Annotated in this window: 10 protein-coding genes; 7 read left to right on the top strand and 3 right to left on the bottom strand. The window is 42.4% G+C overall.

Annotated features, from left to right (window positions below; translation table 11 throughout):
• Positions 1 to 47: 47 nt before the first annotated feature.
• On the bottom strand, positions 48 to 1,529 hold the full coding sequence (gene gltX / locus JSY38_RS16140; RefSeq protein WP_205114168.1) for a glutamate--tRNA ligase: 1,482 nt from the start codon (positions 1,527 to 1,529) through the stop codon (positions 48 to 50).
• A 182-nt stretch (positions 1,530 to 1,711) separates the two neighbouring features.
• Positions 1,712 to 2,494 (bottom strand): flap endonuclease Xni, encoded by a 783-nt coding sequence (gene xni / locus JSY38_RS16135; protein WP_205114166.1) that lies wholly within the window; start codon positions 2,492 to 2,494, stop codon positions 1,712 to 1,714.
• 121 nt (positions 2,495 to 2,615) lie between these two features.
• On the opposite strand from xni, the gene JSY38_RS16130 reads away from it, so the two are divergent.
• A complete protein-coding gene (locus tag JSY38_RS16130; RefSeq protein WP_205114164.1) occupies positions 2,616 to 3,848 on the top strand; it encodes a hypothetical protein in 1,233 nt (410 codons plus the stop codon).
• Positions 3,849 to 4,044: 196 nt separating this feature from the next.
• Positions 4,045 to 5,373, top strand: a complete 1,329-nt coding sequence (locus tag JSY38_RS16125) for a TolC family outer membrane protein (RefSeq protein WP_114412784.1) — start codon at positions 4,045 to 4,047, stop codon at positions 5,371 to 5,373.
• Positions 5,374 to 5,458: 85 nt separating this feature from the next.
• Here the strand turns inward: JSY38_RS16125 and JSY38_RS16120 are convergent, their stop codons facing one another.
• The gene (locus JSY38_RS16120; RefSeq protein ID WP_205114162.1) at positions 5,459 to 6,757 is read right to left on the bottom strand and encodes a M18 family aminopeptidase; all 1,299 of its coding nucleotides are present in this window, start codon (positions 6,755 to 6,757) and stop codon (positions 5,459 to 5,461) included.
• Positions 6,758 to 6,879: 122 nt separating this feature from the next.
• Between JSY38_RS16120 and JSY38_RS16115 the strand changes: the two genes are divergently transcribed.
• The 5 genes from JSY38_RS16115 (at position 6,880) to JSY38_RS16095 (ending at position 12,377) form a co-directional block, all read left to right on the top strand.
• Positions 6,880 to 8,928, top strand: coding sequence for a carboxy terminal-processing peptidase (locus JSY38_RS16115; RefSeq protein WP_114412782.1), 2,049 nt, complete (start codon positions 6,880 to 6,882; stop codon positions 8,926 to 8,928).
• Positions 8,929 to 9,002: 74 nt separating this feature from the next.
• A complete protein-coding gene (ybfE, locus tag JSY38_RS16110; RefSeq protein WP_205114161.1) occupies positions 9,003 to 9,314 on the top strand; it encodes a LexA regulated protein in 312 nt (103 codons plus the stop codon).
• Between the two features lie 97 nt (positions 9,315 to 9,411).
• Positions 9,412 to 9,990: a thymidine kinase gene (locus JSY38_RS16105; RefSeq protein ID WP_114412780.1), complete on the top strand. Its 579-nt coding sequence runs from the start codon at positions 9,412 to 9,414 to the stop codon at positions 9,988 to 9,990.
• 2 nt (positions 9,991 to 9,992) lie between these two features.
• Complete coding sequence (locus JSY38_RS16100; protein ID WP_114412779.1) at positions 9,993 to 10,889, top strand: recombination-associated protein RdgC; 897 nt, start codon at positions 9,993 to 9,995, stop codon at positions 10,887 to 10,889.
• Positions 10,890 to 11,207: 318 nt separating this feature from the next.
• Positions 11,208 to 12,377 carry a cation diffusion facilitator family transporter gene (locus tag JSY38_RS16095; RefSeq protein ID WP_205114159.1) on the top strand — a complete coding sequence of 390 codons (1,170 nt, stop codon included), beginning with the start codon at positions 11,208 to 11,210 and terminating at the stop codon, positions 12,375 to 12,377.
• Positions 12,378 to 12,505: the final 128 nt, after the last annotated feature.

The following is a 12,505-nucleotide window of genomic DNA, read 5'->3' as shown; positions in this document are numbered from 1 at the left end:
GCCGGTTTTTTTTGTCTCATTTACTATGAGCCAGAAATGACTGATTGTTATAAATCAGCAAATTCTTTTTCCCAACGCTTAGCTTCTTTCTTAGACGGTCCGCCCAAAACATTAACCGCAGTACGCATGCGTGCACGAGAAATATCAGAACCTAGAATCGCCATTGAATCAAAGACAGAAACAGACGCTGTTGTGCCAGAAATAGCCACAAATAAAGGCGCAAAGAAATCCTTCGGCTTAATTTCCATAACCTGTGCTAGCGTCTTCATTTCATTAAAGATGTTATCTTTTTCCCATTTGCTCAACGCCTCTAGACGCCACAAGGCAAACTGCATCGCTTTACGAAGCGTTTCTTCTTCCATCTTAATCGAAGAGAAATCTTCTTTAGTTATAGGCAACATACCCTTTAAGAAAAAGCCCGCCACATCAGCAACATCAGAGAACGTCTCTACTCGTGGCATCACTAAAGGCAAAATTTTCATCAAATATTCTGGGTTAAGTGCCCATTCAACGTATTTCTGAGCAAAAGCTTCCGGAGATAGGTTCTCACGAATCCACATACCGTTTAACCAGCTCAATTTTTCAACGTCAAAAACAGGGCCACCCAAAGAAACGCGCTGAATATCAAAATGCTCAATCATGTCATCAAGCGAGAATTTTTCACGCTCATCAGGCATAGACCAGCCCATACGGCCAAGATAATTGATTACCGCTTCAGACATATAACCCATACGTTGATAGTACAAGATACTCGTCGGGTTCTTACGTTTTGATAACTTAGACTTATCAGGGTTACGCAAAAGTGGCATATGACACAATGTCGGCATATCCCAACCAAAGTATTGATACAACAAGATGTGCTTAGGTGCTGAGTTAATCCATTCCTCGCCACGAATAACGTGGGTGATTTTCATCAAATGGTCATCAACAACGTTTGCCAAATGATAAGTCGGCATGCCGTCTGCTTTCAACAATACCTGCATATCCACTTGAGCCCAATCGATTTCAATCGAGCCACGCAGCATATCTTGAACAACACAAACGCCCTCTTCAGGAATTTTCATACGGACAACATAAGGAACACCCGCATCAAGTTTTGCCTGAATCTCTTCTTGGCTCAGCTTGAGTGCTCTACCATCATACTTTTGCGGCAGACCTTGCTCTTTTTGTTCAATGCGCATCTGATCCAACTCTTCCGTTGTCTCAAATGCATAAAATGCATGACCTTTTTCAATCAGTTCTTGTGCATACTGACCGTAAATATCGCCTCTTTCACTTTGACGATAAGGGCCGTATTCTCCGCCAACATCTGGACCTTCTGCCCAATCAAGACCCAACCAACGAAGTGCGTCCAAAATCATTTTTTCAGACTCTGGCGTGCTGCGAGTTTGATCCGTATCTTCAATACGTAAAATAAACTTACCGCCCATTTTTCGAGCAAACGCCATGTTAAATAGCGCGATATAAGCAGTTCCTACATGCGGATCACCTGTTGGTGAAGGCGCAATACGTGTTCTTACCTCTGACATAACAATCTCATTTATCTGTTGCCTGAAAATATCACTATTATAAGCCTCTCATAGCTTGTGAGTAAGAGGGCTGAACTATCTTTTCCGCTTAGATGTTTGATATTCATGAAACTTTACTTGCACATCCGCTAGGCGTCCGCAAAATCAAGTAAATAAAATCTCTAACTGACTATGCTAATTGCTTATTTGTGTTGATAACGAAGTTGGGAAAGTCGAACACCGATATCTACATCGGTTTTTAATTCAACCAAGGATCGAGATAGAAGACATTGCTCGTATCCACCTGTCAACATTTTCTGAATACGTTCCGAAAATGACGCTGTATTGGCATAAATATCTTCAATCGTTGGGAACTCACGAATAATACCCAGTGCGGTTTTAGGGCCAATCCCTTTAACACCTGGGATACGGTTTGTTGTATCACCAACCAAGGCCCAATAATCAGTTAACTGATGAGGTTCCACACCATATTTACCGGGCACCCAAATTTTGTCATACCCCAATTTGGCAAAATAATCGTATTGTAGAATATGATCATCCCCCAGCAATTGCGTGAAGCCTTTGTCCGTAGAAACGATATAAGATTTGACATTATTCTGTGCCGCTTTGACAGCTAACGTTGCAATGAGGTCATCCGCTTCCCAGCCATCTATTCTTAGACACGGCCAATTATTAAAGCGAAAGACGCGGGCAAAATCCGCTAATGAGTCCAATAAAGCATCATCCATTGGTACTCGGCCAAGCTTATATTCTGGATACACTTTATGACGCCAGGTTTTTCCATTGGAATCAAACACAACCACGGCATACGATGGTTCAAACTGATGGGAGAGCTTCGCCAAAGCTTCTATCGCAATACTTTGCGTACGCTCCACTCGACGCCCTAAGTCTTGCTCGGATTCTAATGCAGCATACAGTCGACGAATTAAATTTAAACCGTCAATAATGAGTAATTTTTTATCCACATCAAACCCTTATTTTTACTTCTTTGCTTTACAGACAAAATTCATTAATAGGGTAACATGTGTAAACATGCATCACGATAACTAGTATGATGAAATCTCAATAACACAAAAGGACCCTGTTATGAAAAAGCAACCAGCCTACGTATATGTAAGCGTTCTTTTAGGTACCTTAACTCAACCTATTTTTGCAGCCCCAATAGACGCGGTTATTGGCTTAAGTAACAGTCAAATAGTTGAAAACAACCCGACTATAAGTCTGTCTCCAATCTCTGGGACATTGCTCCCCTTACAAGACAACTTCGCCCCTATCACCCACTTACAAAATGATTCATCAACTAATTGGATCAATGAAGTTGGCCAAGAAGTAAGGGTCGAACATAAACAAAGAGACTTAAACTACACAGGCACACTCACCCAAATACAACAAAATAACCGCAGTATGTGGCTTTCGATTAATGGCCGTCTCACGCAATTACCACTGGATGACTTTTATCTAATTCCTCTGGAAAAATCTGAGCCTAGGAAAGATCAAGCTGCACTCGCGTTTCCAGTAAGCTATCAAACTAACCAACTCTCTTGGTCACCACAGCTCAGCCTAATATTTGAAAATAATCAGGTCACCCTTTCTCAACAAGCCCTATTGAGTAACCACTCAAACACACAGATTGATATTCGAAAGAGCTTGTTACACTACTCAAATAACGCTAACCCGCAGCGCTTTAAAATAGAACGTAGCTCTCTTGCTATGGGCGACATGAAACAAGAGGTAAATTACCAAGACAACGAAATAAGTTACCCACTGGAAGAAAACTCTCTTTCTATTTCGCCTTATTCCAATACCCTAATATCGCTGCCAAGCAGCAAAAGTAAAATAGAGAAGCAGACCCAACAAGCCAACTTATATACTTATGGAAACAGCTCAGGGAAAATCGACCTTAACTTTTATAATACCGTGCGCTTTTCATTACCTAAAGACGGCTTCCCTGGGGCATATAAAACATTTTGGAAAAAAGGAAGTTTACTGATCCCTAGTGACACCATTACATTAAATACTGTTCGAGCAAATAACCCTCTTACAGTGACCACCAATAAAAGCCAAGATGTAACCGGTTATCTTACCCTTGTAAGTGCAACATCTGAAAAGCTCCCCACTACACAAGTCTGGACTGCTACAATCGAAAACCATTCAGATAAAGCACAGCAATACTCTGTCGAACACAGCACTAATAGTATCGTAGAGTTATTAGAAAGCGACACGGCAACTCAATCAAATGCCAAAGGCATAAATCTTAGCGGAAGTATCAAAGCAAATTCGACGAAGACAATGACCTATAAAATAGAACTGAAAAACTGATTGCGCAAAATAAAGGGAAATGAGGTTAAATCCTCACTTCTCTTGCATTAATTTTTCACAATCGAACACCATTTAAAAGAATTCGTTATGATATGGTCAATAGTCATAATAGATATAGCAACACAAGCACTGCCACAAGATAAAAACTTAAGGTAGTATTATAACTATATTTCATAATACGAGCCCACAGAGATCTATGAAAAAGCATATTATATCATCACTCATTGCCGCAGCAGTGCTAACTAGCGCGACTGCTCAAGCTGAAAGCATATACGAAGTATACAAACTAGCCCAAAAGCATGACCCTAGTCTAAGAGCGGCAGCAGCCACTTACCAAGCACAAAAAGAAGGTGTGACAGTTTCCAAAGGGAACTTATACCCAAGCATCTCTTTTAACGGCAATCTTGGTTACGATAAAACAGACACTTCTTCGAGTGATTTTGACAGCACCTCAAACTCATTAGCATTGCAGCTAGATTACCCGATTTACTCACCTGCACTTGGCTATGCGGTTGACGCAGTTGAGTTAGACTCAAAAAGTGCTGGTATTAGCTACGAGAACGCCTCTGAAGATCTTGCTCTTCAAACTTTAACGGAATACTTCAACCTGTTAATTGCGCAATCCACACTTCAAACAACTGAAGCATTAGTAAAAAGCACAGCAAGTCAGCTAGACCGCGCTAAAAAGCAATATGAAGTAGGTTTGGCATCCATTACTGACCTGCAAGATGCCCAAGCTGAATATGACTCTGTTAGAGTAACTGAATTAAGTGCCCGATCTAGCGTGTCTTATGCTCAAAAAGCCTTGTTCCAAAGAACAGGCCAAGAGATCAGGACCATTCCGCAACTGTCAGAAGACTACCCTATTCGCTTAGACCCTAATATGACAGTGGATTCTTTGATTGCCAAAGCTCGACTAGATAACAAAGATCTGAAAATTCTAAGCCTTTCTCTAGAAAGTGCACTGAACAACATCAATATCCAAAAAGCCAATGGCCGCACACCAACAGTTGCCATAACAGGCTCTATATCAAGAACAGACACTGATTATAGCAATAGTGCGCCTGCTTCCATGCAAGATGGCGTAACAAACAATGCCGCCATCGGATTAGGTGTGAGCATTCCGCTATACAGCGGTGGCGCAATCAGCGCTTCGGTTCGCCAAGCAACGTCACAAGCTGAGTCTGTCACCGAACAAAGAGCAAGCTCTATTCAGTCCATTGAGCTTAACATCCGTAGCCTATATCTCGACTTGCAAACTGCCGTTGCTCAAATCGATGCCCAACAGCAGCTAATCCGCTCTAGAACAAGCGCATTAGAAGCAACAAGAGCTGGCTATGATGTTGGTACTCGTAACCTTGTTGAATTATTGGACGCACAATCCAATCTTTTCAATGCACAAAATACTTATGAACAATACCGCTATAACTTTGTCTTGCAGAAACTCAATCTTCTGGAAGCCACTGGAGATTTAACGGAAGACAAGATCAAAGAATTAGACAAATGGTTGGTTGCTAAAAACTAATCAGTCCATTGCTATTCATATAAAGAAAAGCCGTAAAACACTGTTTTGCGGCTTTTTTATTGATTACAGCAACACTCTTTCGATCCTATCGAGTGATCAATTTATCTCGTTTTGTAAAACGAGCTAGCACTTTATACAACCCATAAGCATCACGACTTCCCGCCAACTCACGAATTGAATGCATGCCAAACGTCGGCAAGCCAATATCAATAGTGGGAACCCCTATCTCACCTGATGTGATTGGGCCAATTGTGCTACCGCAAGCCATATCACTACGAACGACAAAGCACTGCACATCGTAATTTTCTTCGGCTGCGATATCACGATAAATGCTCGCTGTTTCGCTATTCGTCGCATAACGCTGGTTCGCATTCACCTTGATTACTGCCCCTTTATTTATAGCAGGCGCGTGATTTTTATCATGTTTGTGGGCATAGTTCGGATGAAGAGCGTGAGCATTATCCGCAGACACCAACATGGAGCGCTGAATAGATTGAACATATTGCTCTGGGTCTGGCGTTAAACGATGCAATACATCTTCTAAAAATGGGCCATTCGCACCGCAAGCAGACAAGCTACCAATCTCTTCGTGATCCGTGCAGATAAGCAAACTTGGACGCTGTTGATCACCATCTAGCAAAGCCTGCAAACCAACAAAACAACTCAACAAATTATCCAAACGAGCGGAGCATATATACTCTTTATGCAAACCAACCAATGCGGGCGGCTGCGTATCATAAAGACTCAGTTCAAAGTCTAAAATACTAGCAATGGACAAATCTGGGTATTGCTTTTGCAGCTGTCCTTTTAAGAGCTCATGTAGGTCAAACTCATTTTCAGCCCCACACAAAATCGGCAAAATTTCTTCTTGTGGATTAACTGAGAAGCCTTCATTAGCTTGTCGATTCAAATGAATCGCTAGATTTGGCACAACCGCAATCGGGTCTTTAAAGTCAATCAAACGACTAACAATCCCACCCTCTTGATTTTTTAGCGTGATACGGCCAGCAATCGATAAATCTCGATCCAACCAAGTGTGAAGCAAAACCCCACCATAAACCTCAACGCCCAACTGGTGGTAACCAAAACGATCGACTTGTGCATTCGGCTTCAATTTTAAGCAAGGGCTATCCGTATGGGCTCCAATCATTCGCCAACCGGTATGATGCATGGTTAGCTGGGGCGTGGTAAAAGCAATCAAAGATGATTCATTACGCGTTACAAAATACTTCCCACCTTCCTCAATTTCCCAGTTATCTTCTTCCAATAGCTCGACATACCCTTCCGCAAGTAATGCATTACGCATGCTTGCGGTGGCATGAAACGGTGTGGGCGAAGCGTGAAGAAATGACAGTAAAGAATCATTAAAGTTTGAAAATTCCATAATATCCTATAGCACAATGCTTTAAAAAAGTGACTTTTTAACACTTAAGCTAGCCTTACAGCTCAGTGTCTAATATGATTTTACTAATGATGTATTAAATAGACAGAGAGAAAACATTCCGGATGAACTATAAACGCCTTTTGCTTTGCCTTTTAACCGGCTACACCTTTGCCTCCACCTCTGTGTCTGCTTATCAGGAGCTGCAGCCTCCTCATGAATATGACAAAGTATCCAAAGAACTAGTCGAAATGCTGGAAGGCATTCATTATAACAGACCTCTGATCGATGATACCATTTCGGCCAAAGCGTTTGATTATTACATTGAAGCACTCGATCCCAGCAAAAGCTTCTTTCTAAAAAGCGATATAGAGAAACTGTCTCAATACAGAAACAGCCTAGATGACGCTTTGCGTAATGGCGACACACAGGTTGCGTATACCATTTATAACCTTTACCTTGAGCGCCTTGAAAAACGTTTGCTCGACCTTAAAGGCCAACTTCCAGACATGGTGAAGGGATTTGACTACACAGTAGACGAAGCCTTAAACGCAGACCCAGAGGCTCTCAAATGGGCAACCAGCGAAGCCGAACTCGATGATTACTGGCGTAAACGCCTGAAAAATCGTGCGCTGACCCTAAAGTTAAATGGCGAAGACGAAGAAAAAATCATTTCGGTCCTTGAGCGTCGCTATAAAAATCAACTTAAACAGGTTGACCAGACTAACGCTATCGACGTCTACCAAACCTTTGCTAATGCCATTACCGCTGCTTTAGACCCTCACACCAGCTACTTTGCCCCGCGGGCGTCTGAAACCTTCAATATCAATATGAGCCTATCTCTTGAAGGGATTGGCGCCGTATTACAAATGGAAGATGATTATACAAAAGTCGTTCGCCTAGTACCTGGTGGACCAGCAGCCAGCCAAAGCGACCTTTCTCCTAACGATAGAATCATTGCCGTTGGCCAAGAAGGCAAACCAATGATCGATGTGGTTGGCATGCGCCTTGACGACGTTGTCGATATGATCCGCGGTGAACGCGACACCAAGGTGACATTGGAAGTAACGCCCAGTAAAGGCAACACGCAAACTAGCAAAAAAATCAGCATAGTACGCAAGAAAGTAAAATTGGAAGACCAATCTGCCAAAAAAGAAGTTGTAGAAGTCGAACGTGATGGTGAAAAATACAAAGTCGGCGTCATTACCTTACCGACTTTTTATTCTGATTTTGCCGCTATCCAAGCTGGCGATCAAAACTACAAAAGTTCCACTCGTGACACTAAAAAACTAATAGAAGAACTGCGTAAAGAAGATATTTCCGCGCTAATTCTAGATCTACGCAACAATGGTGGCGGCTCATTACAAGAAGCCAACGCCTTAGCAGGTTTGTTTATACCGTCTGGCCCTACGGTTCAGATACGAGACCAAAGCGGACGTGTCACGCCATTAGGCGACTCTGACCCTGGTATCGCCTACAGCGGGCCTATGGCAGTCCTAGTAAACCGTATGAGTGCATCAGCGTCGGAAATCGTTGCTGGCGCATTACAAGATTATGGACGTGCACTTATTCTTGGTGACCAAACCTTCGGGAAAGGGACCGTCCAAGTATTACAAGAGTTGGACAAAGGCCAGCTTAAAGTAACACAGGCTAAATTCTATCGTGTATCCGGTGAAAGTACCCAACACAAAGGCGTCATGCCAGACATAGCCTTCCCTTCTCTGATAGATAAAGAAACTATTGGAGAGAGCGCGCTAGACAACCCGTTACCATGGGATAAAATTCATGAAACACGCTACCCAGTTTACTGGAACATGCCTGCGTACTTGCCAATTCTAGAGCCTCGTCATGAAGACAGAATGGCAAAGGACCCTAATTTTATTGCGATTAATGAACAAATCGATGAGTTCAAAAAACAAGTTGAAACCTACAAAACAATTTCATTGAATGAAGAAGAGCGCATAAAACAGCGAGAAGAAAGCAAAGAAAGAGAACTGGAACGCGAAAACACACGTCGCACAGCACTCGGCCTTGAAGCGCTAGAATCGGTTGACGATATAGAACCTGTCGAAGAAGATACCTACGCTAAAGAAGCGTCTGAGATTTTGTTAGACTTCATCGCCACCAACCAAATGGCACAAGAACAAGCAGATAAGAAAACTGCAAAAAACTAGTCTATAAAGGGCGAAACGAATCAATAATGCGTTTTGCCCTTTTCTAACTCACCAAAACAAACGTACCTAATACCATGGCCAAAGCCTCATCCGACCGCAATACCATAGATCTATTTGGCAAATCGCCAGGCCGCCCTAGAAGCCAACCTCTCACAAGAAAAGATCAGCTCAAAATCAATAAGCGAGCGCAACGTGAGAAAGAAAAAGCACAAGGGTTAAAACGCTTAGAACTTCTCATAGAGCAAGAAGTCCTTGAGAAACTCGATCAACTCTGTGATCTAAAGGGCTTAAAGCGCGCTGAATGGCTAACATTACAAGTTAATAGCTCCCTCACCAATAGCAAAACCACCAAATCCAAAAAAACGGTGGCCAAAGTCATCAGGTAAAGTGAGTAAATTATCCCCATGAAAAAGAACCACTAACAATAGTGATTTGCTATACTAGCGAGCCATTTTAAACAGCAAACAGAAAAACAGACTCGATATGGCCAAACTGTATTTTTATTACTCCGCGATGAACGCAGGAAAATCCACCGTTTTACTGCAATCTGCTCACAACTACCAAGAGCGAGGCATGCGGGTTTTACTTCTTACAGCATCGATAGATGACCGATTTGAAACAGGGCAAATCGCTTCTCGTATTGGCATATCTGCAGAAGCTTGCTTGTTTGATAACGACACCGACCTTGTTGCGTTAATTCAAAATGAAATCAATCAGCAAAGATTAAGCTGTATATTGATTGATGAAGCGCAATTCTTAACCAAAGAACAAGTTTATGCGTTATCTGAAATTGTCGATAAACAGCACATTCCCGTGCTGGCTTTTGGCATACGCACCGATTTTCAAGGAGAGCTGTTCGAAGGCAGCCAAGCCTTACTGGCTTGGTCTGATAAGTTAATTGAATTGAAAACCGTATGTCATTGTGGCAGCAAAGCCACCATGGTCATTCGACTTAATGAACAAGGAACCCCTGTTAAAGAAGGCGCGCAAGTAGAAATAGGCGGTAACGACCGCTACTTGTCCGTCTGCCGAAAACACTTTAAAGAAGCCGTGAGAGACTAATTATGTGGTTCAAGAACGCCCAGATATTCCAACTAAAAGATACCGAATCACTAGATACCAATGAACTCATCGACAAAATTCCTGAGTTCCCATTAAAAGAGTGCGGATCTCAAGAAGAGTTCTCTTTCGGCTGGCTTCCACTTATTCGTAACAGCGAACAATGGAGCTTAGCAAGTGACCGTTGTTTGCTATTCCGTGCAGGTAAAGAAGAAAAAGTTTTGCCTTCTGCCGTGGTACGGGAAGAACTGGAAGCCAAAGTGGCTGAAATCGAATTGATTGAAGGTCGCAAAGTAGGTCGTAAAGAAAAATCCGACATGAAAGACGAATTGGTTTTTACTCTTCGTCCGAAAGCCTTTTCTAAGCGCACAGACATCTGGGCATACATTGATTTGCAAGCCAAAATACTGGTTCTCAACAGCACAAACGCCAGCATGACAGAACAGTTGTTTAAGCACTTGCAAACGACGCTTGGCAGCTTCCCAATGACGCCTTTGCAAGCACAGGTTTCACCGTCATCACTGATGACGGATTGGCTAGTAAAAAATGAAGTGCCAGCTAGCCTAGAAACCGGTGACGAATGTGAAATCCAAGACGCGTCTGAAGACAAAGCAACAATTCGCTTTAAGTCTCTAGAGCCTTTATCTGAAGACGTTACACGTCATTTGCAGCAAGGCATGGCAGTGAAAAACCTAGGCCTACGTTGGACAGATAAACTAAGCTTCGTACTTCATGACGACCTAACATTACGCAAAATTAAATTTGATGACGCACTAAAAGAAGCAGCATTTAATGACTCTCAAGGTGGTGGTTTATCAGACATGGATGCAAACTTCTCCCTAATGTCTCTTACCATGAGAGAGTTTTTTACTTCCTATTGCTTGTGGTTTGAAATCAATTAAAGCGCCATTTTCATTGGGCTTGCCAAGCTTTTCCACAGATATCGTGGATAAGCTTGGGGAGAACATTCGCAAAGCCAGATAACAAGGCAATCTGACAAAACACTCAATAAAAAACCGTAAAATTTAAAACACCCTGATGTGTCATTTAGAATATTGAAACGTCAGAGCAACCAGAAAAAGAAGCTAAAAACAAAATAAAAATCAACCACTTAATTTTTTAAACCTTCTTAAAAACTTTAGATAAATTAAGTCAATTTAAGAAAACGATACAAATAGCCCCCATCATATTGTCGCATATCAAAATAGGTCCCTAACTGCATGACAACACTTAAAAAAGAAGAAGATATTGCCAAAAGAGTGACTCTGGTTGGCGCGGTTTGGGACGCCCTATTAGGATTAGCAAAAATTGTCGCGGGCTACTTTTCACAATCACAAGCCCTTATTGCCGATGGAATCCATTCCTTATCAGATTTAGTCACAGACGTATTTGTCTATTTTGCTTCAGCAAACTCACGCCAAGGGCCAGATGAAAACCACCCCTACGGACACCTTCGATTCGAAACATTAACCACCGTTTTTCTAGGCATGGTACTTATCGTGGTTGCGTTTGGCATTGGCTACGAAGCCATCAATGCAGAACAATCACAAGCCCAATTAACTTGGTACGGACTTACTGCCATAGTGGCAACCATCGCAGTGAAAGAAGCTATCTTCCACTACACAAAAAAAGCCGGTGATGAAATTGGCAGCAAAATGTTGGTTGCCAATGCGTGGCACAGCCGTAGTGATGCGCTTTCCTCTGTAGCAGTATTAATTGGCTTGATTGGTGTTTACTTTGGCTATGGCTGGGCAGACATGGTGGCATCCATTATTGTCGCTCTATTAATAGGCAAAATGGCTATCAGTATGGTCTGGGAAAACCTTGCTGAACTTGTGGATACCGCACCGGACCCAAAGCTCATTGCACAAATTAAAGATACCGCCAACAGCCTAAAACATGTCATGGCGCCTCACGACGTGCGAGCAAGATCCATGGCGGGAAAAATTTACCTAGACATGCACATCCATGTGCCCAGCCATGCGAGCGTCAGTGAAGGTCACTACCTTGGGGATTTGGTCGCTTACACTATCAAGCAAGCGCACTCACAAGTAGAAGATGTGATGGTTCACGTGGATACAGATGAAACAATCCAGACAGACAGTTTTACTCACAAATCTGGAAAGCCACCACATTTAAAACTACCAGCACGCCATCAAATATTGGCCGATTTGGGCTTTTTACTGCGCCAGCATTCAGGCTATGTGGATATACCAAACTCTCGCCTGCACTATTTAAATAACAAACTTGATTTAGAAATCATTGCAAACTCGGCCAACACTCCCGAAGGTACCGACCTAGCGCAATTGACAGCAAGAATTTTGCAGGAGTTACAAACAACGAGCTATATCAACAAAGCCACCGTGCTTTGGACCTTCCGTGAAAGTTAATCGGCCATGGTTTTTTGTAGGTCGGGGATTTATCCCGACAAGGCCTAAAATGTCGTTATTAGCTTTTTGGGGCGTGCTTTAGCACAACAAAACGTCATTCTCGTGAAGAAGGTTTTGATCTTGTATTG

It is taken from the genome of Marinomonas foliarum (genome assembly GCF_016906065.1).
In the GTDB taxonomy this organism is placed as follows: domain Bacteria; phylum Pseudomonadota; class Gammaproteobacteria; order Pseudomonadales; family Marinomonadaceae; genus Marinomonas; species Marinomonas foliarum.
The sequence above is the reverse complement of the archived record's forward strand: the minus strand, read 5'-3'. Positions and strand labels throughout refer to the sequence as shown.

What these genes read in the sequence shown, in the direction of transcription:
- JSY38_RS16095 (WP_205114159.1), top strand. Translation starts at nt 11,208, where the DNA reads ATGACAACACTTAAAAAAGAAGAAGATATTGCCAAAAGAGTGACTCTG.
- ybfE (WP_205114161.1), top strand. Translation starts at nt 9,003, where the DNA reads ATGGCCAAAGCCTCATCCGACCGCAATACCATAGATCTATTTGGCAAA.
- JSY38_RS16100 (WP_114412779.1), top strand. Translation starts at nt 9,993, where the DNA reads ATGTGGTTCAAGAACGCCCAGATATTCCAACTAAAAGATACCGAATCA.
- JSY38_RS16120 (WP_205114162.1), bottom strand. Translation starts at nt 6,757, where the DNA reads ATGGAATTTTCAAACTTTAATGATTCTTTACTGTCATTTCTTCACGCT.
- JSY38_RS16105 (WP_114412780.1), top strand. Translation starts at nt 9,412, where the DNA reads ATGGCCAAACTGTATTTTTATTACTCCGCGATGAACGCAGGAAAATCC.
- JSY38_RS16130 (WP_205114164.1), top strand. Translation starts at nt 2,616, where the DNA reads ATGAAAAAGCAACCAGCCTACGTATATGTAAGCGTTCTTTTAGGTACC.
- JSY38_RS16115 (WP_114412782.1), top strand. Translation starts at nt 6,880, where the DNA reads ATGAACTATAAACGCCTTTTGCTTTGCCTTTTAACCGGCTACACCTTT.
- JSY38_RS16125 (WP_114412784.1), top strand. Translation starts at nt 4,045, where the DNA reads ATGAAAAAGCATATTATATCATCACTCATTGCCGCAGCAGTGCTAACT.
- gltX (WP_205114168.1), bottom strand. Translation starts at nt 1,529, where the DNA reads ATGTCAGAGGTAAGAACACGTATTGCGCCTTCACCAACAGGTGATCCG.